Source organism: Lysinibacillus sp. NPDC096382 (genome assembly GCF_044762845.1).
Taxonomy (GTDB): Bacteria; Bacillota; Bacilli; order Bacillales_A; family Planococcaceae; genus Lysinibacillus.
On sequence record NZ_JBIWFC010000018.1, the window covers coordinates 1 to 25,385 of the forward strand.

At 38.8% G+C, this 25,385-nt stretch carries 17 protein-coding genes, 1 pseudogene and 1 riboswitch; of the genes and pseudogenes, 4 read left to right on the forward strand and 14 right to left on the reverse strand.

All coding sequences use genetic code 11. The features are described from left to right. Positions 1-446 precede the first annotated feature (446 nt). From ACIQZA_RS19970 to hutH, 7 genes and pseudogenes are all read right to left on the reverse strand, one after another. Entirely contained in the window at positions 447-2,324 is a 1,878-nt protein-coding gene (locus tag ACIQZA_RS19970; protein WP_400939888.1) for an SLC13 family permease, read from the reverse strand. Between the two features lie 576 nt (positions 2,325-2,900). Then, a complete protein-coding gene (gene nadD / locus ACIQZA_RS19975) occupies positions 2,901-3,515 on the reverse strand; it encodes a nicotinate-nucleotide adenylyltransferase (protein ID WP_400939885.1) in 615 nt (204 codons plus the stop codon). A 348-nt stretch (positions 3,516-3,863) separates the two neighbouring features. Beyond that, positions 3,864-4,034 (reverse strand): annotated as a pseudogene (locus ACIQZA_RS19980) (nicotinate phosphoribosyltransferase); the annotation flags it as partial. A gap of 62 nt (positions 4,035-4,096) precedes the next feature. Then, positions 4,097-5,383 (reverse strand): imidazolonepropionase, encoded by a 1,287-nt coding sequence (hutI, locus tag ACIQZA_RS19985; protein WP_402883599.1) that lies wholly within the window; start codon positions 5,381-5,383, stop codon positions 4,097-4,099. Then, positions 5,380-7,050 carry a urocanate hydratase gene (hutU, locus tag ACIQZA_RS19990; RefSeq protein WP_400939880.1) on the reverse strand — a complete coding sequence of 557 codons (1,671 nt, stop codon included), beginning with the start codon at positions 7,048-7,050 and terminating at the stop codon, positions 5,380-5,382. The genes hutI and hutU overlap by 4 nt, the downstream gene beginning before the upstream one ends. A gap of 15 nt (positions 7,051-7,065) precedes the next feature. Next, entirely contained in the window at positions 7,066-8,394 is a 1,329-nt protein-coding gene (locus ACIQZA_RS19995) for a YjiH family protein (RefSeq protein WP_402883598.1), read from the reverse strand. A gap of 94 nt (positions 8,395-8,488) precedes the next feature. Further along, entirely contained in the window at positions 8,489-10,003 is a 1,515-nt protein-coding gene (hutH, locus tag ACIQZA_RS20000) for a histidine ammonia-lyase (protein WP_402883597.1), read from the reverse strand. 228 nt (positions 10,004-10,231) lie between these two features. On the opposite strand from hutH, the gene ACIQZA_RS20005 reads away from it, so the two are divergent. Together ACIQZA_RS20005 and ACIQZA_RS20010 are read left to right on the forward strand one after the other, a co-directional pair. Then, entirely contained in the window at positions 10,232-11,677 is a 1,446-nt protein-coding gene (locus tag ACIQZA_RS20005; RefSeq protein ID WP_400939872.1) for a helix-turn-helix domain-containing protein, read from the forward strand. Between the two features lie 426 nt (positions 11,678-12,103). After that, positions 12,104-13,609, forward strand: coding sequence for a catalase (locus ACIQZA_RS20010; protein ID WP_142509581.1), 1,506 nt, complete (start codon positions 12,104-12,106; stop codon positions 13,607-13,609). 204 nt (positions 13,610-13,813) lie between these two features. Here ACIQZA_RS20010 and thiC read toward each other — a convergent pair whose 3' ends face one another. After that, complete coding sequence (gene thiC, locus ACIQZA_RS20015; protein ID WP_402883594.1) at positions 13,814-15,592, reverse strand: phosphomethylpyrimidine synthase ThiC; 1,779 nt, start codon at positions 15,590-15,592, stop codon at positions 13,814-13,816. 132 nt (positions 15,593-15,724) lie between these two features. Next, positions 15,725-15,839: riboswitch (TPP riboswitch) on the reverse strand. Positions 15,840-16,375: 536 nt separating this feature from the next. Beyond that, entirely contained in the window at positions 16,376-17,305 is a 930-nt protein-coding gene (locus ACIQZA_RS20020) for an AEC family transporter (RefSeq protein WP_402883593.1), read from the reverse strand. Positions 17,306-17,698: 393 nt separating this feature from the next. Here ACIQZA_RS20020 and ACIQZA_RS20025 point away from each other — a divergent pair, with 393 nt between their 5' ends. Next, a complete protein-coding gene (locus ACIQZA_RS20025; RefSeq protein ID WP_402883592.1) occupies positions 17,699-19,870 on the forward strand; it encodes an S-layer protein in 2,172 nt (723 codons plus the stop codon). Positions 19,871-19,932: 62 nt separating this feature from the next. Here the strand turns inward: ACIQZA_RS20025 and ACIQZA_RS20030 are convergent, their stop codons facing one another. Beyond that, entirely contained in the window at positions 19,933-20,034 is a 102-nt protein-coding gene (locus tag ACIQZA_RS20030) for a hypothetical protein (protein WP_142509584.1), read from the reverse strand. A gap of 29 nt (positions 20,035-20,063) precedes the next feature. Then, entirely contained in the window at positions 20,064-20,186 is a 123-nt protein-coding gene (locus ACIQZA_RS20035) for a hypothetical protein (protein WP_400939861.1), read from the reverse strand. Between the two features lie 258 nt (positions 20,187-20,444). Between ACIQZA_RS20035 and ACIQZA_RS20040 the strand changes: the two genes are divergently transcribed. Continuing rightward, positions 20,445-21,746 (forward strand): hypothetical protein, encoded by a 1,302-nt coding sequence (locus ACIQZA_RS20040; RefSeq protein WP_402883590.1) that lies wholly within the window; start codon positions 20,445-20,447, stop codon positions 21,744-21,746. 373 nt (positions 21,747-22,119) lie between these two features. Here ACIQZA_RS20040 and ACIQZA_RS20045 read toward each other — a convergent pair whose 3' ends face one another. The 3 genes from ACIQZA_RS20045 to ACIQZA_RS20055 form a co-directional block, all read right to left on the reverse strand. Continuing rightward, on the reverse strand, positions 22,120-23,067 hold the full coding sequence (locus tag ACIQZA_RS20045; protein WP_400939856.1) for an ABC transporter substrate-binding protein: 948 nt from the start codon (positions 23,065-23,067) through the stop codon (positions 22,120-22,122). Between the two features lie 68 nt (positions 23,068-23,135). Continuing rightward, on the reverse strand, positions 23,136-24,743 hold the full coding sequence (locus ACIQZA_RS20050; RefSeq protein ID WP_402883589.1) for an ABC transporter substrate-binding protein: 1,608 nt from the start codon (positions 24,741-24,743) through the stop codon (positions 23,136-23,138). Positions 24,744-24,909: 166 nt separating this feature from the next. Next, positions 24,910-25,137: a hypothetical protein gene (locus ACIQZA_RS20055; protein ID WP_402883588.1), complete on the reverse strand. Its 228-nt coding sequence runs from the start codon at positions 25,135-25,137 to the stop codon at positions 24,910-24,912. Positions 25,138-25,385: the final 248 nt, after the last annotated feature.

The window sequence follows — 25,385 nt, forward strand, 5'->3', positions numbered from 1 at the left end:
GATGTCCAAAATTTTGTTTCGTTCACTAACTCGAGGTTAGCTAGTAAAAACTTTATTGATTACGTTTTGCTTGTTCAGTTTTCAAGGTTCATTTTGCCGCTGCTTTTCTCAACAGCAACTTTTACATAATACCATGTCGTCCACTAGATGTCAACAACTAATTTTCATTTGATTTAATTGTTTTTCAGTAGCTGTCTTAACGACTTGTATAATACTACACTCTTAATTTTAAAAGGTCAACACTTTTTCTAAAAAAACTTTATAGTTTTTCACTTCATTGAGAATCTTCCTATATAATGATTAAGAAAACAATTTATTATTAGACTCACAATCTGACGTTAATTTAATGTTTTATTGTTATCTATAATATAATTTTATCATAATCTCTATTAAAAAATTAATTGTTTTTCACTAAAAACAAAAAACTCGGTATAGAAACCGAGTTTTTAAAATGGGAAGAAAAATGGAATTGCTAGCACCATGACAACAAACATAATAATCTGTAATGGCATTCCAATCTTCACAAAATCCATAAATTTATAACCGCCAGCTGTCATCACAAGCGCATTTGTTGGGGAAGCAATTGGTGTGACAAACGCCATACTCGCTGCTACAGCAACAGCAATCATAAATGTCGTGGGACTTGCTTCCATTGCAATCGCGGCATTCATAGCGATTGGTGCGAACAAGACCGCAGTCGCCGTATTACTAATAAACTGTCCAAAAATAGCTGTTAAAATATATACGCCAACTAGTACTCCATACGGTCCATAATCTCCAAGTGCATTAATGATACCATCAGATAAAATAACCATACCACCTGTTTTCTCCAATGCAGTCGCCATCGGAAGCATTGCAGCTACAAGCACAATACTTTCAAAATTCATATTGCTGTATGCGTCTTCCATATTTCGCAAACAACCTGTTAATATCATCAATACGGCACCAATCATAACGGAAATTACAGCAGGGAAAATTTCAAAAGCCATTAACACAATCATTAAAAGCATAATGACACCAGCAATACCAGCTTTACCCGTTGCTGCTGCGACACTCGCATGCTCTTTCGGCTGACCAACAACAACGACATCCTGCGTTTCCCTTGCAAGTAATAAAATTTCATCCCATGCACCTTGCACTAAAATGGCATCGCCAAATTTCAATTTATGCGTCACCATATCTTGTAGTTTATAGCCGCCTCTACGATTAATGCCAATTATATTAAGATTATATTTTTCTCGAAAGCCTAGGGTGCTAACAGTCTTATTAATAAAGCTCGAATTTGGCGTTAATAATACTTCAGCAATACCAAGATGCTTTGATACCAATTCATCAGCCTCTCCTTCGACTAATTCCTGCATCTCTAGACTATAATCCAAAGCAAAGCGACGAATATTTTCTTCCTCACCTTGGACATACAATTCATCTTTGGCATGTATCACACTCGTTGGACCTGCCATTTCCTGATATGTCATCGGTAAAAAATTAATGCCTTCTTGAGATCGTCGGTGAATTTTCATCATACAAAGCGCATATTTGGCCGGAAGCTTTAATTCTGCTAATGTTGCGTCAATAATCGACGAATCCTCTGGGACAAACACTTTAAACAAACGATTGTTTAAATCATACTGCTTAATAATTTTCTTTGGAGATAGTTTATAGTCAGCTTTTGTTTGTGTACGATTTTTTTCATTTGGTAAAAGAATATTGCGCACGAGTACTAAATAGATAATACCGACTATCATTCCTACAATACCGATGGGTGTCACTTCGAAAAATCCTAACTTATTATAGCCTCTATCTACTAATAACTGACTGACAATTAAATTTGTTGGTGAGGCAATTAATGTCATAAGCCCAGAAAGACTCGCAACATAAGAAAGTGGTAGCAAGAATTTCGAAGGACTTTCCTTCATACTAATGGCAATACTAACAACGATCGGCATCATTAAAGCTACAGTACCTGTATTACTCATAAAGGCACCTACCGTCCCTACAATAATGAGCAATAGCACAAATAACTTCAGCTCACTATCACCTGACCATTTCAACAATAATCGCCCTGCCATCCCCGCAAGTCCCGTGCGTAAAATTCCTGCGCCCACAACGAACAACCCTGCAATCATTAAAACTACAGAGTTCGAAAAGCCAGCAAGCGCCTCTGTTGGCGTTAAAATATCTGTAATGACGAATGCTAGTAGTGACACAATCGCAACGAGATCCGCTCGTACTTTATTTGTCACAAATGCAATAATCGTCGCTCCTAAAATAAAAAATGTTAATGTAAGCTGCACTTCTAAGAATTCCTTTCTAACATTAATCATTACGCTAGATGATACACACAACCTTTTGTATATCATTTAGATTTATTATATCTTACCCAAACCTGTAAATGAGAAAGTTCACCATCTTTTCAAAATAAAAGACTCCTCCTTATAACGTGAGATTGATTTTCGTTCCAACTGGGCGCTTTCCTGAGGGCGTCCGATGAGCCGCTTCGCTGCAGGGTCTCATCCGTGACGCTAATCCCCAAGGAGTCGCCCAGTCTCCACTACAATCAACAATTTATCGACGAAAAAACATAAAATAATGCGTATCATTAAACTAATGTTGATCTCCACTCCGAGTTGGTGCTTTCTGCACAAGCTAATCCCGCAGGAGTCGCTACTCTCCGCGAAAAATCAACAGCCCCTCATAATTTATTTAAAAATCCTAAATTGCAACGGGATATGTTTGATAGTTTTCGCGCAAGGAAAGCATAAAAGTTTCTTTCAATACGCTACATGACGAGGTCTCCCCAATAAATTACCATACCGCTTTTTAAAACAAATAGCTTTTACCTACAGTTTGAAGCGCAGTTTAAAACCACACTCTATTATCATGTATCGCCCATACCTAGATTATTTTTGATAAAGATTATGCTCTTTAATATAGTCATAACAAGCGTCAGGCAGTAGATATTTGGGTTCACCGCCCATTGCGAATTCTTCTCGAATATAGGTAGAGCTAATTTCCATCGCTAAGCCTTTGTCAATCAAATGAAATCTTCCATCATCATGATTCCTCAATATTGGAGAACGACTAATTGTTGATAACATATCAATCCCATGCCTTGCCATTACAATAAATTTGTTCTCATCTACTAACACTTCTCCTTTTTTCCACAATCCTGCGCCAATATCAACTAATAAATCAGCTCCCATAATAAAATGAATGTCATCATTAGGGTGCTGTTCTCTAAAATATTTCATCGTATCATATGTGTAAATGTTCCAGCCTTCTTGCTCCATTTCATATGAATCTGCAATAAAACGCTCATCCTTAGTAATAGCCAGCTGCAGCATATTCCATCGATGAGTATTTTCTGTTTTTATTTCCTTGTCCTTTCGTTTATTTGAGCAAGGTAAAAAAATTACTTTATCTAATTTGCAACGATGCGCGACTGTGCTCGCGGTCCAAAGATGAACATTTGTAATCGGATCAAAGGACGATCCGTAAATTCCTATTCTCGCCATCTCTATCCCTCCGTTCTTCTTCTCCTTTTGGTTCTCCATTTATCATCTTTACAACTTTTTCTTTAATAATTAAATCGACGGGATACTTTTCTGGATTCATTGTTCGTTTATACTTACTCCATAGTAGATGTAAATTCTCTTCTATATATACCATCACCAAAACGTGTGGTTGATTTCCGTTCCGACTGGGCGCTTTCCTGGGGGCGTCCGATGAGCCGCTTCGCTGCTCTGCAGGGTCTCATCTGTGACGCTGATCCCCGAGGAGTCGCCCAGTCTCCACTCCAATCAACTATTTACATAGTAGAAGTTTTAACAAAAGTCACCCTCAACTTTTGGTGATGAACCATGGATTTCCTTAAGTGTTGGTTCTTTGTAAAGAATAGATCCATTTACTACAATGTCTTGCTGTAATTCTTTCGCTGTAAAATTCTTCACGAATTTGCTGATATAAGTATGAACAGGGTGAAACATTTTCAAGCGCTTTTCCTCTTGCGGGTTTTCATTGTCTAACGCAATATAATACCTTCAATTTAAAAAGCATAAACAAGGCACCTCTGCCTTATTTATGCTTTTCGTATTATTCAATTCACTAGCTGATTTTTCAAAAGAATACCATCCTGTACGACAACTCGCCCATTTTTAATTACAGTATTCGTATGATTCATGCCATAGAAATATTGTAACTGCTTATAATTGGCAACATCCAATATAATGACGTCAGCTTTTTTGCCCGCTTCAAGAGAGCCAATTTGATGCCCACGATTAAGTGCATATGCTGCATTAATAGTAGTCGCCGTTAACACTTCCTCTAATGTCATACCCATATGCATACAAGCTAAATTCATGATAAACGGCAGACTCATCGTTGGGGATGAGCCAGGATTAAAGTCAGTTGAAATAGCTACAGGTACCCCTTCATCAATCATGAGGCGTCCCCTTGCAAAAGGCGCACGTAAGAAGAATGCTGTTCCAGGTAGCAGCACTGCAATCGTCCCGGCTTCAGCCATTTTTTGTATACCCTCATCCGAAGCAACTAATAAATGCTCCGCCGAAATTGCCCCTACTTCCGCGGCAAGCTCTGCTCCCTTATAAGGCTCAATTTCATCTGCATGAATTTTCGGTGTTAACCCCAACGCTTTTCCCGCCTCTAAAATGCGTTGTGATTGCTCTGGCGTAAATACACCTTTTTCACAAAATACATCATTGAATTCTGCAAGATTTAGCTCAGCTACTTTCGGCAGCATGTCATGAATGACTACATCCACAAATTCATCCTCACGACCCTTATAATCACGTGGCACCGCATGCGCCCCCATAAAGGTACTAACGACATCAATGTCATGTGTGGCTTGCAGTTCCTTAGCTACCTCAAGCTGTTTCTTTTCAGTTTCCCAATCCAAACCATAGCCAGATTTTGCTTCAACTGTTGTGACACCATGCTTTAAAAACACATCTAAATGATTCATCGTTTTTCTATATAAATCACCAAAGCTAGTTTCTCGAGTCCACTTTGTTGTGGCATGAATCCCACCACCCGCATTCATAATTTCCATGTATGTGGAACCATTGAGTCGCATATTAAACTCCTGCTCACGTGTTCCTCCATGAACTAAATGCGTATGACAATCAACGAGACCTGGCATAACAACCTTACCTGAGGCGTCAATAACCTCAGCCACCTTGACAAGTTTAGGGAAGTCCACTTCTAGCTGCGCAATGGGCCCTACTGCTATAATGCTATTGCCCTCCATTAAAACACTGCCATTTTCCAGCACCGCAATTTCACGCATTTGTTCTTTTGTACGAGGACCTTGTACGGCACTTTTTAACGTGATCACTTCATTGGCATTTTTGATTAAAATTGTCACTTCGCATCATCCTTTAACATTGGTATACGCACACCTTTGTTCTTTGCTGTATTAATAGCAATTTCATAGCCAGCATCTGCGTGACGCACAACGCCCATTCCTGGATCGGAAATTAACACTCGTGCAATCTTCTCTGCCGCTAACTCAGAACCATCCGCTACTAGCACTTGACCAGCATGCTGAGAATAACCCATACCTACACCACCACCGTGATGAACACTTACCCAGCTGGCACCACTTGCTGTATTGACAAGCGCATTTAGAATCGGCCAGTCTGATACTGCATCAGAGCCATCAAGCATACCCTCTGTTTCACGATTTGGCGATGCAACTGAGCCTGAGTCTAGATGATCTCGACCAAAGACAATCGGCCCTGATAGCTCACCATTAGCAACCATTTCATTAACCTTCAATGCAAAACGATGACGATCACCATAGCCTAACCAGCAAATTCGTGCCGGTAACCCTTGCCATTTCACCATTTTTTGCGCCATATCAATCCAGTTCACAAGACCTTCATCTTCAGCGAACATCTCTTTTGCAAGTGCATCTGTTTTATAAATATCCTCAGGGTTACCCGAAAGTGCAGCCCAACGGAATGGTCCTTTCCCCTCACAGAATAATGGACGAATGTACGCCGGAACAAAGCCAGGGAAGTCAAAGGCATTCGTTACACCCATCTCTTTGGCATAAGCACGAATGTTATTACCGTAATCAAATACTTCTGCGCCCGCCTGTTGGAAGTCAAGCATTGTACGAACATGCTCAGCCATCGTCTCTTTTGCTCTTCGCTCATACGTTTTTACATCACTTTTACGCAGTTCAAGCGCTTCCCCAAATGTCATACCATTTGGAACATAACCATTTATCGGATCATGAGCAGATGTTTGGTCAGTTACAAAATCAGGGATAATTCCTCGATTCAATAGCTCACGATTAACATCCGCACAGTTGCCAACAAGACCAATCGACGCAGGCTCTTTTTGGTCACGTAGTTTATTGACTAATTCAATAGCTTCATCTACTGTCTCCACAAGATAATCACAGTAGCCCTCTTTTATTTTACGTTCAATTCGAGCACGATCTACTTCGACGACTAAAATGACAGCGCCAGCCATTTTCCCAGCTAAAGGCTGTGCACCACTCATACCACCCATACCACCTGTAAGGATGAATTTACCGCGTAAATCTGCTGTGCCAAATACTTTTTTACCTGCCTCTACGAATGATAAATACGTTCCTTGTAAAATGCCTTGTGCGCCAATATAAATCCAGCTACCAGCCGTCATTTGACCGTACATCATTAAATCACGGTCCTCCAACTCATAGAAATGCTCCCAATTTGCCCACGCTGGCACTAAATTAGAATTTGCAATCAATACACGTGGCGAATGTTCATGTGTACGGAATACAGCTACCGGTTTTCCTGATTGAATAAGAAGTGTTTCATCATTCTCTAATTCTTTTAATGACGCAATAATTTGCTCATAGCTCTCCCAATTACGCGCCGCTTTACCGATACCTCCGTAAACGATTAGTTCATCTGGATTTTCTGCTACTTCAGGATCTAAATTGTTCATTAACATACGCATTGCAGCTTCCTGCGTCCAACCTTTACATGTTAATTCATTCCCACGTGGTGCACGAATATTTGTTTTAACTACCATTAAAAACACACTCCTTTAAAATAGTAAAAATGCTATTGGTGTTACGATGATTAACGTTAATACGACACGCTCAAACCAAATGAGTAAAATTTGGCGCAATGTCAATGGAATTTCAGATGATAAAATAAGCGGAATAACGGCTGAAAAGAACAGAACTGCCGATATCGATACGACCGCCACAATAAATTTCGTCACAAGTGCTGCCTGTGTGACAACAAGTGCTGGTAAAAATACTTCTGCTAACGATAATGACAGCGCTTTCGCTGCTAAATATGGTTCTGGAACTTGTAACACATATGTGAATGGTACAAAAATATACGCAAGCCAATCAAAAATTGGTGTATATGTTGCAAGTACAAGCCCTAGCAGACCGATTGATAGAATCGATGGAATAACACCCATCGCCATAATGAAGCCATCCTTTAAATTCGCCCATAAAACTTTAGATAAGGGTGGATTTTGCTCAACTGCATCCATCGCTTGACGCCATGCTTCTTTAAAACGGTCCTTCTTTACAATCTTTTCAGGCATCGGCGTCGCGCCCTTATAGTATTCATCCTTCATTGAACGAAGTGGATAAATACGCGCTGTTAACGCAGTGACCACAAATGTTACAACGAGCGACACCCAGAAAAACGCATTCCAATGCTGCATAATATCCAGCGTACTCGCAATGACAACCATAAACGTTGCAGATACAGTCGAGAAACCTGTTGCAATAATCGCGGCTTCCTTCGCTGTGTAGCGACCTTCCATATAAACACGATTCGTTAAAAGTAAGCCAACCGAATAACTGCCGACAAATGAGGCAACTGCATCCACTGCTGAACGTCCAGGTGTTTTAAAAACAGGCTTCATAAACGGCTGTGTTAAAACACCGATGTATTCAAGCAACCCATAGCTTACTAGAAGTGCTAAAAACAAAGATCCAATCGGGATTAGTATCCCTACCGGCTTAATAAGCTTCTCCATTAAATACGGACCGATGCTTTCATTTGCTAGCCATGCAGGTGCTATATTAAAAATTAATAAAATCCCGGCAACCATACCGCCCACTTTAAAAATTGACAATACAATATTGACTATCGACTTATTCCACTTCTTCGTAAGGAATGGATGAACCGCTCCACCTACAAGCATTATGAGTACATATGCAGTTACAAGTAGTGGTGCTTCAGTGCGAATAAAATTCACAATGTGATCAATTAAAATTGTATTCTTACCTTGCCATTCAAACGATATGAAGAAACTGAATATTCCGACCAAACTGCACGCAATCATCTTCATAGCGGAGGAGACTCGGAATTGCGAGTCTTGCCTCAGCTCTTGTTGTTGAAATTCCATCCTATTCCCCCTCGACTGTTAATTAGAATTCCCTGTCAATCCGGACAAATTGAAAGATTTGTTGGATTTCCTATAGGAAATTATCATCTAAGGTTTACATATACTCGTTTAATAGAACATCACTCGTTAATAAATACTGTGAAAGCGCTTCTATTTCATCGCCGATTGGTTGATCCGCTAACAGTGGCGGACAAAATTCACGCACTTTTTCTAAATACTTTCGAGTTGTTGGAGATAACTGCTCTTCCGCTTTGTCTAAATGGATAGCCTGCGATGCACAAATCATTTCTATTGCAATGACACGAGCGGCATTGTGTACGATTTGACGTACTTGGCGCGCTGATGTTGTACCCATGCTCACATGATCCTCTTGGTTCCCTGATGTCGGTATAGAATCCACACTTGAGGGATGTGCCAACACTTTGTTTTCGGATACGATAGAGGCTGCTGTATATTGAGCAATCATTAGCCCACATTCAATACCAGGATTTGTCGCTAAAAATGGAGGCAAACCTTCATTAAGCTGTGGATTAACCATGCGTTCTGTACGTCGCTCCGAAATATTAGCCCATTCACATACACCGACTTTTAAAAAGTCCATTGCTAATGCAATTGGTTGACCGTGGAAATGCCCACCAGATAATACTTCTCCATTTTCTAAAACAATCGGATTATCTGTCGTTGCATTCATTTCGGTTTGCACACGGTCCTGAGCATAGAAAAATGACTGCCATGAAGCACCATGCACTTGTGGAATACAACGTAGTGAATAGGCATCCTGCATACGGATTTCACCTTGCTTTGTCACACGTTTACTTCCATCAAGCCATTTACGGATTCGTGCGCCAACAAGCTCTAATTCCGGGTGTGGTCTTACCGCCAAAAGTGCTGGATCAAATGCTGAAGTAATACCCTTCAGTGACTCAAGCGTTAAACTTGCTGCCATATCTGCTGCTAGCCCAATACGCTCTGCCTCGTTGACTGTTAAAACCCCGATACCCGTCATTGCTTGGGTACCATTTACAAGCGCTAGACCTTCCTTAGCTTGTAGTCGGACAGGCGTTAGCCCAGCTTGCTGTAACGCCGAACTGCCACTCATAATCTCTCCATTAAACTCCGCCTTACCTTCACCTACAAGCACTAAAGCCAAATGTGACAATGGCGCTAAATCTCCACTTGCCCCAACTGAACCTTGAGACGGCACAATCGGATGTACTCCCTTATTTATAAAATCCAATAGCAGCTGCACTGTTTCCAGACGAATTCCTGAAAAACCACGAGCTAGAGCATTCGCACGTAAAACCATCATTGCACGTACAACATCTGTTGGAAACGGTGCACCCACACCAGTTGCATCTGAGCGCAATAAATTTAACTGTAAAAGCTCAATGTCTTCCTCTTCAATCTTTATATTACTCAGCTTTCCAAAGCCTGTATTCACACCATATATCGTTTGCCCCTCAGCTAAACGCTTTTCAATGCGTTCCCTACTTAAACGTATACGCTCCACACTGTCTAGAGAAAGCGCTACCGTGGCACGACCTGCTACAATTTCCCCTATTTGCTGTCTTGTTAATGTCTGACCATCAAGCTCGATAATAGACTTCATAATGTCATCCCCCTGTTTCCTTAGAGCTATGTAAAAATGCTTTTAATCAATTTCGCTATCGCTACAAAAGATAAATAACAATTACACTAACTACATTGTACTAACTACCTTTTTCAGAAAATAGGGAATTTTAAAAGAGAAAACATGAATTATTTCAGAATTTTTGTTATTTTAATAATATAATAGTATTTTTTTACGAAACTAGATTATTTTAAGGAGGTTTGAGTTTTGAAATTATTACTAATTGACAGGGATTCCACTGATCTTTCAGGGATTCGTTGGTTTTTACATACATATTTTCCTGGGGATGTAACTATAGAAATAGGTACAACTATTAATGAGGCACTTCAAAGTATCCAGCAATTCGAGCCTGAGGTGATACTGCTAAATATTGACCTATTCTCAAATAATCGTTTAATTGCACTTTATCGTGTTTTACAAAAACATTCAGGGACTATTTTAGCTATGACGACAGAGCCACTTTTTAAAAATGCGTTAAAGGCAATTGATTTACAGGTCGCACATCTCTTCGTTAAACCAATTGATTTAGAAGTATTAAAGCAAAAGCTCACTGCTATTTCCCTTCGGACAACCAAAGCAGAAGCTGTGTATCAAGAAGCAACAGATGAATCCTTTTACTATCAACTATTTTTAGATAGTAAAACTAGTTCCATAGAGACAAATATACATTTCACAATGATCGAGCCTGAGCATTCCGAAATGTTTAACAAACTATACAACTGGCTTCAGCAAACGCCTATTTATTCTAGCATGAGGATTTATCCTTTATCAGAAAAAATTGTATGTTTATTCCAAACAAATGATTTAGAGAAGGATGTTCGTACATTAATGAAGGAATGGCGATTAACGAATAATAGCTCGTTAAATATTGGGGTTTATGATGGGGAACCGACCACCATGAAGAATATGTATACCTTAACAAAACGTGCACTTCATCAAAGCTTTTACGAAGGCTATGGGCATATTTTTTATGCGAGCAAACAATTGGAGACACAGCCCTTCGATCCTTTACTAACACCTGAAGAGCAGCAATTACTAATAAGTAGTTTAGAGGACGGAAATATTGAAGCCGTCAAAGCATTTTTATATCGACTATCTAATGAAGGAATATATTACAAGCAAGATGACTTACGTATTCATCTAACGAGTGTTCTGGCGCAAATTCGGCGTTTTATGCTGAAGTATAAATTACATGAGAAAGCGGCAATTGAGCAAAACTATCGTCAGCTTTTTCATTTAATTATTGAGCATCCTATATTTTATACCATTTTAAATGGCATCATATCATTTACACAAAGACTGATTGAATTAGCTAATGAGGCTCGAATAGAAAAACGGGCTGACTATGTAGAACTGGCCATAGAAATTATCGACCAGCAATTTCAGGATAGCGGGTTATCATTACCTTACGTTGCTCATAAATTAGGGATTAGTCCCAATTATTTAAGTACGATTTTTTCAAAGAAGCAAGGCCTGCCATTTAAACGCTACCTACAGCAAGTCCGAATTCAAAATGCCACAAAAATGCTTGTAGAAACCGATTTTGCTATTAGTGAAATTGCCGATTTAAATGGTTTTGATGATTCGAATTACTTCATAAAAATTTTTAAACAGCACATCGGAATTACTCCCCATCGTTATCGCAAAACTTAAAAAGACGTTTAAGTAACAAGGAGTTGATTTCCGTTCTAACTAGAAACTTGTGCGAAGCGTAGCGGGTAAAGGCTATATCTTTAAGGGATCTCCGATACCTGATCCCCAAAACTTTCACTGCAATTATTTTCAATTATCATACTCTATTTTCAATAAGAATAAGTAAACAAAAGAATTCATTTTATTCTTAAGCTTCCTCTTCTTCATAACTTATTTTCAAGTAATTCTCGAAAATGTTTTAAAAACTAAATTAGTGGTAAAGGTTATTCATAAGCTATTTAAATCTAGCATATATTTGTAGTCTGTATCTTAATGTAAAAATTCTTTAACAATAATAATTATAATTTACTAGCAATTCTAATTTACATTTGTTATAGTTATTGATGAAGAGTTTGACTCACAATTTTTCTTAGGAGGTAAACTAATATGACAAATGAAAATAACCGTAGCCGTCGTTTTACAACAGCAGGTGGTGCTCCAGTAGTAAGCAACCACGATTCTATGTCAGCAGGTCCTCGTGGTCCTCTATTACTCCAGGATGTATGGCTAGTTGAAAAATTAGCGAACTTCAACCGTGAAGTTATTCCTGAACGTCGTATGCATGCTAAAGGTTCAGGTGCATTCGGTACTTTCACTGTAACGCATGATATTACTAAATATACAAAAGCAAAAATCTTCTCAGAGGTTGGGAAAAAGACTGACATGTTTGCACGCTTCTCCACAGTTGCAGGTGAGCGTGGTGCAGCGGATGCTGAGCGCGATATTCGTGGCTTTGCGCTTAAGTTCTATACAGAAGAAGGTAACTGGGATTTAGTTGGTAACAACACACCTGTATTCTTCTTCCGTGATCCTTTACACTTTACAGATTTAAACCACGTGGTAAAACGTGACCCACGTACGAATATGAAAAATGCGAATTCAAACTGGGATTTCTGGACTTCATTACCAGAGGCGCTCCACCAAGTAACAATTGTTATGTCTGACCGTGGTATTCCGGCTGGATACCGTAATATGCATGGTTTCGGTTCTCACACTTATAGCTTTATTAATGCTGAAAATGAGCGCGTATGGGTTAAATTCCACTTCCGTACAGAGCAAGACATTAAAAACTTAACTGGTGCTGAGGCTGCTGAAGTAATCAGTAACGACCGCGAATCTTCACAACGCGATCTATATGAGGCTATTGAAAAAGGCGACTTCCCTAAATGGAAAATGTACATTCAAGTAATGACAGAGGAACAAGCTCGTGAGTTACCATATAACCCATTTGATTTAACGAAGGTATGGTATAAAAAAGACTTCCCATTAATTCCTGTGGGTGAATTCGAGTTAAACAAAAATGCGGACAACTACTTTGCGGAAGTTGAGCAAGCTGCATTTGCACCATCTAACATTATCCCTGGTATTAGCTTCTCGCCAGACAAAATGTTACAAGCTCGTATCTTTGCGTATGCAGACGCACAACGCTACCGTTTAGGTGTGAACCACTACATGCTTCCTGTAAACGCACCAAAATGCCCATTCCGTTCATTCCACCGCGACGGCGCTATGCGTTTCGATGGCAACCTAGGTTCAACTTTAAGCTACGAACCAAATAGCTATGGTGAGTGGGAACATAATTTAGACTATAAAGAGCCTGAATTACGTATAGACGGTAATGCTGGTATCCACGATTTCCGTGAAGACGACAATAACTACTTCGAGCAGCCGGGTAAATTATTCCGCCTAATGACTGCCGAAGAGCAACAACGTCTATTCGAAAATACTGCTAATGATATGGCACCAGTTGAAGAGTTCATCAAACGCCGTCATATTCTTCACTGCTATTTAGCTGATCCAGCATATGGCGAAGGTGTAGCAAAAGCTATGGGTCTTTCATTAGAAGGTATGGATCTTTCAAACCCATACGAAAAGCAAGCAACAAACGTTTAATTTTCCATTATTATTGATATCCAATCCAACTTTTTACTCCATGTGAAGGACATCTTCACATGGAGTTTTTTTATATTAATGACAGAACGAGGACTCATCACCATAATGTGTGGTTGATTTCCGTTCCGACAGGGCGCTTTTCTGGGGGCGTCCGATGAAACTAATAAGGCTTGTGCCTAATTTGACACAAGCCTGCTTTACTAATTATTGATAAATTTGACTGCCTGCCCGTTTAAATTCCTCTGCTTTCTCCTTCATACCTTTGTGGATTGCTTCAGTCGTATTTAAGTCACTCTCTTTTGCATAATTACGAATATCCTGTGAGATTCTCATACTACAAAACTTAGGTCCACACATTGAACAAAAGTGCGCAGTTTTTGCCCCTTCTGCAGGCAATGTTTCATCATGGTATTCAACTGCACGCTCTGGATCTAACGAAAGATTGAATTGATCGCGCCAGCGGAATTCAAATCGTGCCTTAGATAGCGCATCGTCACGCTGCTGTGCTCCCGGATGCCCTTTCGCTAAATCGGCAGCATGTGCAGCAATTTTATACGTAATAACCCCTACACGAACATCGTCACGATTTGGTAGGCCGAGATGCTCTTTTGGCGTCACATAACATAGCATTGCCGTACCATACCACCCTATCATTGCAGCACCAATAGCCGATGTAATATGGTCGTAACCAGGGGCAATATCTGTTGTCAACGGTCCTAAAGTATAGAAAGGAGCTTCCTTACACACCTCTAACTGTTTATCCATATTTTCTTTAATAAGATGCATTGGTACATGCCCTGGTCCTTCTACCATCACCTGTACATCATGCTCCCAGGCAATTTGCGTTAATTCCCCTAGCGTTTCTAGCTCTGCAAATTGAGCCTCATCATTTGCATCTGCAATAGAACCAGGACGTAAACCATCACCTAAAGAGAAGGCAACATCATAGGTTTTCATAATTTCGCAGATCTCTTCAAAATGAGTATATAAGAAGCTCTCTTGATGGTGATATAAACACCACTGCGCCATAATCGAGCCTCCTCGAGACACTATGCCTGTTACACGATTAGCCGTTAATGGCACATAGCGTAGCAATACCCCTGCATGAATCGTGAAGTAATCAACACCTTGCTCAGCCTGTTCGATTAACGTATCACGATACACCTCCCATGTTAAATCTTCTGCCACTCCATTTACTTTTTCTAGCGCTTGATAAATCGGCACCGTTCCCACTGGCACCGCGGCGTTACGAATAATCCATTCACGTGTCGTATGAATATGCTTACCAGTAGATAAATCCATAATGTTATCAGCACCCCAGCGTGTAGCCCACGTCATTTTTTCTACCTCTTCTGCAATAGAGGATGACACCGCTGAATTTCCAATATTGGCGTTTATTTTTACGTGGAAGTTACGTCCAATAATCATCGGCTCTGCCTCAGGGTGATTAATATTAGATGGCAAAATAGCACGTCCTGCCGCGATCTCTGAGCGCACAAATTCTGGGTCCATATTTTCGCGTATCGCTACAAATTCCATTTCTGGAGTAATAATTCCCTTTCGTGCATAGTGAAGCTGCGTTACATTTTTACCTTTCTTCGCACGCAAAGGCTTTTTGGATAAATACGGAAAAATATTTTCACTTATTCGTGGATCATCAGCTTTGCGGAATCCATTATCTTCTGGCTTGATAGTACGCCCTTCGTATTCTTCAACGTCACCTCGTTTTTTGATCCATGCACTACATAAAGCTGGCAATCCTTTCGTAATGTCCACCTTATACGCAGGATCAGTATACGGGCCGCTCGTATCATAAACACGTACTGGTGCATTTTCCTCTTCACCAAAGCTTCCTGTCGTTGGACTTAGAGCAATTTCACGCATTGGCACTAAAATATCTGGTCGAGAACCTTCTACGTAAACTTTTTTACTTCCTTCAAAACTAGACATAATCGTAATATTCTTGTCGCTAACTGTTGTCATAAACTACTTCGCCCCCTTTTATATTTATACAAGGACCGAATCTAGCTCACCCCAATAAAGACAAAAGCCGAATCCAAAAAATTTTGGATCCGGCTAAGAATGTAAAGGTATAGTTATTGCAAATACATTGAGTGCAATAATGGTTAACTTTCCCACGCTGGTATGAGCCAGATCAGGTCCAAAGGGTCAAGAAACCTCTATGCGTTTCCCTCTCAGCCTGACTCATCAGACTCCCCTAGTTAATGCTATTAAGTTTGATGATAGTGTAGCAGATATTGTTAAGAGATGGAAGCTTCATTTGTTTTTTTTGCTTATCATCAAAAGTTGGCGACAGCAATTGATCAATTATGCCTCGGCATAATTGCATCTGGATTCGGCATTGTGCTTAGGCCTGCATCTATATTAATTCCTTATCGATCCGTGTTCAGCTGATGCTTGGACACCACTGAAAAGTAACTTAAACCCGAATTGTATCTTACAACCTATAGAGATGGGAGACTTCTACTGAAAGAAGTTTAAACGTAAGCCATGCATATAGGTTGATTGGAGTGGAGGCTGGGCGACTCCTCGGGGATCAGCGTCACAGATGAGACCCTGGAGCGAGCAGCGCGAGTGGCTCATCGGACGCCCCCAGGAAGCTCTGCTCTGTGCGAAAGCGAAGCGTCAGCGACAAATGTTTTAACTGTGCGAAAGCGAAGCGTCAGCGACAAAGCGCCCAGCCGGAACGGAAATCAACCTCACGTTTTGACAATAATCTTTTTTATTCCGAATAGCACCAAACTGTTAAGTAAACAACAGTTCCGCCACATAAATCACAATCGTCACTGTAATACAGCTCACAATCGTTGAAAATAAAACTGTTTGTGCAGCAGTTGCCGATTCTACGTCATATTCTAATGCAAGACTAGAACTATTTCGCGATGTCGGGAACGAACTAGCTATAAAAAGTGATTGTGCCACGACACCATCAAGACCAAGCGCAAAAATGATTAGCAATGCAACGGCTGGCCCTATGACTAGTCGTGTAAAACAGCTAATGAATACTATCTTATTGAACATGGATTTAATTTCAAGTTGCGATAGTTGCGTCCCTAAAGTTATTAATGCTACAGCGATAAAGCCATCTGCCACATGGTCTATCGGAATTCTTACAAACTGCGGAATAGCGATAGTAAAATAGTTCATTGCCACACCAATAATAAGTGCATGAATAATGGGCATTTTGAGGAAGTCTTTCACAATAGACATGCCCGATTTTGTTGAAGAAATTAAATTGTACAAGCCGTAAGTATAGGTCGTCATATTTTGAAATATAACGAGAATGACCTGAATCGCTACGCCAATCGGCTGAGCCACAAAAATCATTTGTGCAACTGGAATTCCATAGTTACCCGAATTAATTAGGACAACACTATTTTTAAACACCGCAGCCTCTGTTTTTACTAAGCCTAGTCCCTTTGCAAGAAAATGACTAAGCACCATTTGGCTTCCGATAAAGAGTAGAATAAATAACGCAACTTCCCCAAGCACAGACAGCTCTATACTCGTTTCATATATATTCACAAAAACTGCTGCTGGCATGAAGCAATATGTAATAAGTTGAGATAACGCCTTTAAATTAAAGCGAAATTTCTTTTGTAAAACTGCACCAAGTACTAGAAGCACTAAAATTGGAGCCACAATTTTAAAAAAAATCATACCGAGATACATCATAGCTTGTCCCCTTCCCTCTCCCATAGTAGTGCTGTTTTTATGCTTGGTCAATGTACTTCAAAACTAACTCACCACTCATATCAAGGCGTTTTTCCTGAACACACTAAACTAATACAGTGTCTTTAACAAGATGGTAAAAGTTATCTTTTAGAACGGTATAGCCCTTGAAATGAGCGTGATTTCCGCACCCAACTACCCAATTTCGTACAAAAAAAATCTGGCACTTCACTTTCATTTTTTTGAAATAATTAAGGATTCTTAAAAACGAACGATAAAGAAAAAGGGACTACATTTCATTTAAGTATAATAAATAGTAAAATATACCCTTTATGTACTAAAACAAAGAAATATATGATATATTATCCATTAAATACAATGATCGGAGTGACTAAAATGAAGAATAAAGTATTAACGACTTTTATGGCAACTGCTATTACAGCAACCCTAGTATCGCCAATGCCCAATGCAGATGCCGCTTCAAGTAATTCACCTTTAAACCACTCAATTCAAATTAATGGGCAGGTAGCTGCAGCCAAAACAAAGGGGCAAACCGTTACCATTAACAACATCACTAAAGAGAAAGTACTTACATCCAATGGCCAATTTAAAATTAGCCATTCGCTGAAGCCCCTCTTTAACACATCGAATAAAACTGCATTGATGGATGCCGAAGCAACAATAGTAGTGAAAAACGGCGAAATTACGAGCGTTACAGAACTAACATTAACTAAAGCTGGCACTGACAAAAAAGCGGTATATTTTGATGGTGGTGACGCACAGATTGAAGGAAGTCTAACTGTAAATGCGGATTATGTAAAAGTTCAAAATGTAACTATTAAAGATAAGCTTATTGTAACTAATCGTGTGAAGAAGGCAATTACAATTGATGACGTTACTATCGGGGATACAATTACTTTTAAACCTTTATTAACTAGAAATATTAATTGGTTAAATGTCACTTTAAAAGATATTAAATCTCCAGACATTAACTTGGAGCGTACGAAAGTACATGTGACTTCTGACAAGACTATTTCAAAAATCAATGTAGTTGGTAAAGTTACAGCATTTGAAGTTACTGCCAATGTTGATAAGCTTACAATCGATGTTGAGAAAGATTTTAGCCTTTACGGGGAAGGTAAAATTGAGCAAGTGATTGTCAAACACGGGGAAAAGGTGGCATTAGATTCAGGACATTTTATTAACAAGGTACAGGTGGATGATAAAAAAGCCTCTGTAAAATTACCTATGGCGAATAAAACTGAGCTAAGTAATTTAGTAGCTATACCCCCATACGTTACCGTATCTGTTAATGGAAACGACGTTTTAACAACTGAGAAATGGACAACGCAGGCTGAACGTACAGCATTCGAATATGCCGTAAGTAGCGCAAGAGCGGTAGCTAATAATTCCAACGCCTCTCAGGAACAAATAAACAATGCTATTACACAATACAGGATTTCATTAACCGTTTATCAAGCTGCGCAAAAGAACGGAACAAAATATGTTTACGGCGATAAGTCTTCATTACAATCGATGATTAATTCTATTCAGTATGTAACGGTTTCTTGGAATAATGGTAATGATGTAGCTTCTTATACGCCTTGGACGACTCAAAGTGAGAAGGATGCTCTAGCTTCTGCCGTTTCATCCGCTCAGTATGTTGTAAATAATAACTATGCAACTCAGTCTGATATCACAAATTCTATTAGCAATTTAAACTACGCGATCACAGTTTATAAAAATGCACAAAAATATGGTACTTACCAAACTAGTGGAGATAGATCTGCCCTTTCATCGCTGATTAACTCTGTTCAGTATGTTGCAGTATCTTGGAATAATGGTAATGATGTAGCTTCTTATACGCCTTGGACGACTCAAAGTGAGAAGGATGCTCTAGCTTCTGCCGTTTCATCCGCTCAGTCTGTTGCAAATAATACCTATGCAACCCAGTCTGATATCTCAAGTTCTATTAGCAATTTAAACTACGCGATCACAGTTTATAAAAATGCACAAAAATATGGTACTTACCAAACTAATGCCGATAGATCTGCCCTTTTATCGCTGATTAACTCTGTTCAATATGTAACCGTTTCTGTTAATGGATCTGAATTATCTTCTTATACAATTTGGACGACGCAAAGTGAAAAAGACGCTCTAGTTTCAGCTGTTTCATATGCTCAAAATGTTGCAAATAATGGCTACTCGTCTCAGTCAGAAATTTCGTCTGCCTATAATTATTTAAATAGTGCTATTTCAACGTATAGAAGTAATCATAAATCCGGTGTAAACTATCGAAATTATGTTGATAAATCTTGGCTAACGTCACTCGTAAATTCTGTTCAGTATGTAAAGACTTCTGCTAATGGAGATGGAACTGACATACCTTATTATGAAAAGTGGACAACAGAAAGAGCAAAACGTGACCTAGAAAAAGCAGTGCAAAACGCTCAATCTGTTGCCAATAACTCCTATGCATCTTCGCACGAAGTGACAGATGCTATTAACAGTTTAGACAAGGCAATCAACATCTATAATGATGTCCAACGTTCAGGTAAACAACGATAAAAATTCTTCTATTATAATAGAAAAACAACAGGCTAGAAAATCTCTATGGCCTGTTGTTTCTTTTATATAAGCAATATCGCCTCTGTATAGGTTTTAAAATCACTTAAATGATTCTCGATAATTGCTTGGAGTATATTTAATTCAATAGCTTGATAATCATGCATAGCAATATTTAGGAACCCTACCAAACTCGTTAAATTTTAGCTAATGTATGGTCAATAATGTCGTTTTCCTCAAGATACTTGAATGCTTCACGACTCATTTTAGGCTTATAGATTCTTGCAGTTCTATCCATCATTCTTGCGATTCTATCCACCTTATCCATCTCTATTGAAAAGCGACCTCTTACCTTTCGTATTCCCAAGTACATAAGACACAAAGTGTTTAAAAAAATGCACAACCTATCTACCTATTCACTCAAAATATACATAAAAGAATCCTAATATATGATAAAATTGGTTTATCAACGTATATTAGGATATTCTCAAGACAATCAAAGATTTCATCTAGGACAAAAATCCTCATGAATTACCATGACACTTGTGAAAAAACCAATTAGGAGGTTTCCCATATTATGAAAAACAAAAGAAAACTAGCCTTCCTCGCCTTAGTTGCAGCCCCTTCACTAATTTATGCTGCACCTACTACGTCAGCATCGGCTGCTGATATTGCTGGACAGGTAAAAACTGCTTACATATACGATAATACTTATTACTACAACTCTAAGGTTTCGAATGTTGTTCGACTTATTTCGAATATTAATGATACAACCTCTTCATTCCAAGCGACTTTAGAGACAGCTAGCAAAGCATACGATGAGTTGACTGCAACGGAACAACAGTACGTTACGAATTATTCAATGCTGTCCAATTATAAACAGACGAAAGTAGCGTATCGTAAGCTTGCTGATCAAATTGAAGAGAAATTAGCTTCAGTGGAATCGACTTCCGTTAATTACTACCAAAATGTTATGGAAACGAAAGATTGGTACAATACGTTAAATGCAGCGCAGAAGACCTTTGTAAGTGCGGAATCACAAAGAATACTGACATCCTATATCTCACCAAACACATCTATCGATAAAGTGGTCAATAAAATCCAATTATTAAACTCTTCTCGCATTACCTTCCATCAAGATGTAGCTGATGCTAGAGCTGAGCTTAATGCACTACGCAGACATACAAACGTCTCATTACCTGCTGGTGTCGAAAAGATGTTGTTAGATGCCGAACAACTTGTTGTAAAGGATAAGGCAGCAGCTAAGGAAGTGGAAAACGCTATTGCCGCTTTATCGCCTAAAACGTCCACTGCCCAAGATGTACAGACAGTGAAAACAGCCTTCGAAGCTTTAACGCCTGTGCAACAGCAGCTTGTGCCAAACGTTTGGACTTTAGTAGACTTTGTAAATGGAAAATATGATCTACCGACTAAAGGGAACGGGACTAAAACTCCAGTTATATCGGATACTGCAGCCGTACCTGGTAAAATCACAGCTATGACTAGAAACAAAAATACTTATACAGCAAAAATAAACGTTGCAGATTCGGAAAATAGTACAGAGCGCTTCGTTTTAACAACAAAATCCAATATGACTGTTATTATTCCACCACTAGGAACTCTTCTTAATGAGGATACTGGTGTTATGGAAATTCAAATTACACGAAATTTGAATCGTATCACATTCCAGGCAACATTAAATAAAAAACAAGTTGAATTCGAGGCGGATATGGAAATCATTATCAATAACCTATCACCGAATGCCTCTATCGTTCGTACCTATGACTTTGGCGATCAAGAACCTGCTGATTACACAATAGAAGGAAATCGTCATTTCATTCAAACAAAGACATCTGGTTCATTCCTAATCCAACAGTGATCTCCAAATAAAGAAAAAATCATGACCCTCTGCCAATTCGTTGTTAATTGCAGAGGGTTATGTTTACCTCCGACTAATTTCCTTAGCTTTGTGAAAGGAGCAGAAATTTGATCTTCGTAAAAGTCCTCTAGGAGACTCTTTTATCCCCGCTTCCTGTATTCACTTGAATGGCCAGAAGGATATGATCATCTTTACCCACTATTTGTTTTCACACCTTTCTAATTCAAGTCATAGAATTTGTAAATACTATTAATCCCAAACATTTTCAATAACATATTAAAAACAAAAAAGAAGCACCTCCATTTCTAAAGATGCTTCCATTATTTTATTGCTAAAGATCAAATGTGCAAATTTTTTAGCTATACTGGTTTTGTTATTTCTTTTTCGTTAGCCAGTTTGTTAATTCCTCAACCTGAGCCAACACAGCTGTTGGGTCGTAATACCATGAGCGCTCCTCTGGCCAAACATAAAGGTGATCATTCTTTACGGCTGGCAAGCTACCCCAAACAGGATCTTTTTTGTACTCTTCCACTGTTCGATTACCATTAGATGTCAAAATAATATAATCGCCTGTATAATCCGCCAACACTTCTTCTGAAATCTCAGCCCACTGCTTTTCCATAATTTCATCTGCTACTTTGACAGGTGGCTTTCGACCAAGTGCCTGATAAACGGGCTGTCCACCACGTCCAAAATTATCACCATAGGCATAATAGGTTTTGCCAGCATCTTCAATAATGGAGAAGCTCGCATCTTCTGGAATTATTGCATCCACCTGTGCTTTGGCATCGGCAATTTTTTGATCATATTGTGCGAGCCACTCCTTTGCTTCTTGCTCTTTGCCAAGTAACTCACCAAAATATGTAAGCTCTTCATGAGCATTCTTCAATTCACCGTAAGGGATGACAACCGTAGGAGCAATTTTACTTAATGCATCATAATTTTCCCCATTGCCGGTAATAATCATATCAGGTTTGAGCGCTAAAATTCTTTCAGCCGATGGTTTTCCATACACACCGATATCTTCTACACCCTTTAATGCTTCCTTTAAATAATAGTTTTCAAGAGTCAACCCAGGAGCTCCCACAGGTTTTACATCTAACACAAGTAAACTAGCGATATATTCCTCTGCTACAATACGCTTCGGATTAGTCGGAATAACAATCTCACCATTTGTAGTCTGCACCGTTTTTGTCTCTGCCTCTTTTTTATCTTGTTCTGCAGAAGGACTAGCTGTCTTTTCTTTTTCTCCGCAAGCCGTTAATATAAGCAGTAATATAAGAAAAAGTGGTGTTATGAAATTTCTATTTTGTTTTAGCAATTTTTTCCCTCCATACGCATCAATTGATAATCATTCTCAATAATTGTAGAAGAATGTAAAATAACTGTCTATGTATGGAAGTGATTTGTTGCCCTGTACTTTTGTGATGTCAGTACTCCCATTAATTTATGTAATTGAGATGCTGTAGATAATGGATCATATCCATAAAATAATTCATACTGATTAATAAAATACACCTGCTTCTTTTGTACAGCCATAAGCGATTGCCATTTTTCTGAGTGTAACACTGTTAAGAGACGCTCTTTTCCGAAATCTTTTGTAGGAAGAGCAGTTATGAATATATAATCAGCTGGAAAATGAACGATTTCTTCAATATCTACTGTTAAATATCCTGTTTGTTCAATATTTTGTGTGATTATCGCATCTGGTCGACTAAAGCCTAAATCTTCGTATAGTATATGACTCCCTCGCCCATGGCTACTATTTAGGCAATAAGCTGCATGACTACCTATTTCCCAAACAATAGCAGTACCTCTTGTGCCATGCTGTTGATCAAGAATATGGTTACAGAGAGCTATCTGTTCATCATATTGCTGGAGCCAGCTCTTATATACTTCTCTTCTATCAACAATATTGGCAATAAGCCCAAATTGCTCTCGCCAGCTTAACTGTCTACATGGCAGCTCGAATACAGGTGCTAATGACAGTAAAAATTGTTTTTCCATGCTGCCACTGTAGTTAATAATGACATCTGGACAAGCAGCTGTTATCTCCTGATAATTTGAGGCGATATCATGCTCATAGCCTTTTAATTTGTGGACCGGGCTTACTTGCCTTACACTCTCCAACCAAGGAGAATATACACCTAGTTCGGGTGTAATACCGAGAGCAATGAGGCACGCTGTATGATTTGTATTAAGTGCAACTATCCGTTTTTCCTTCTTGTAATAAGCAGTAGGAGAGACCCCAACCAACTGTTTAAACTTCCGACTAAAATACGTCCCTTCACTGTAACCAACCTCTTGAGCAAGAAGATCTAATTTCGGCATATGCTGGAGTAATCTTTGCTGTGATTTTCGAATTCTCAGTAATGTAAGATAAGCACTGAATGTATAGCCCGTATGTTTGTGAAAAGTGCGAGAAAAATGCTCTGGGCTTACTTGTGCAATTTCAGCCACCTGATCACGTGTTAGCTCATCATGGAAATACAAATCTATGTAATCAAGTACTTTTTCTATCCATAAATCATCGTGCTTCTTTCGATTATCTAATTCGTTATAAAGTGCTTCTAGTAGCTCCACAAACATTCTTTGAAAATGAAACGGGTTACCAATAGAGGTATTCCTTGAAGCCTTTTGCAATTCTAGAGCTAAATTAATAATTCTATAAGAGCAATTCAAAAGCGGTTTAGCATGATGCAATATGCTTGGCTTTTCATGACCATACGTACGATATTGAATGACTATGCCTCGTAATTTTGACTCTACAGTGATGAGAAAATTTTTTGCATTATCCAAAAGTAAGACGGATCCACGCGATAACTTAAACTCCTTATCATTTACTGGACATAATGCCACGCCTTCAGAAACAACAACAATACAAGGCAAAGAAGACAATTCTTCATGGTCACATATAATGTCCTCTAATCTAGTTATTTGAACAGGATAATAAACTTGTGAAATCGCCATATCTTGTTTACATTTATTTTTCTTCATATAGATGCCATCCCCTAATATACGAAATTATTCACCAGAAACTTATTAATATTAATAGTTTTTCATTCGTACTAGCGACAGTCGATTGTCATTGTAAAGATTTCTTATTATCTCCCTAGGATTCATTCCAAATTTCTCCTTAAAAACCCCCGCAAAATAGCTAGGATTAGCTCAGATGAGCTCCTTTCCCACTATGTATCACTTGAAACTTCTTTAAAATGTAATCAATGTTGTCTAGTTGTATTTCTGCACTTCCTTTTGTTGCAAATAAAAATACACTGGCAGGTAATTGATAGTTTCGCAAAGAGTTATCCTTCTTCATTCTCGTATAACGTATATCCAACACTTTAATAGAGGCTTGAATCCATAAAAAAATATGATGATCCACATTCATGGCATTCACTCATTTCTTTTGTTTGAAGTTGTCAACATAAATCATTATAATTGATAATGATAACTATTATCAATTATTCTAGTGCAAAGGATGAGGTGGATTGGATAATGGAAACGGAGAAAATACATTACATATTTTTTTGCTCCGCTATCGCCTCTTCAATGCAAATCCCCTCTTATCTATATGCACTAATAACGAACCCATCATACTGAGTATCATTACATCAAAACTTTGCCCGCTTTGTATGC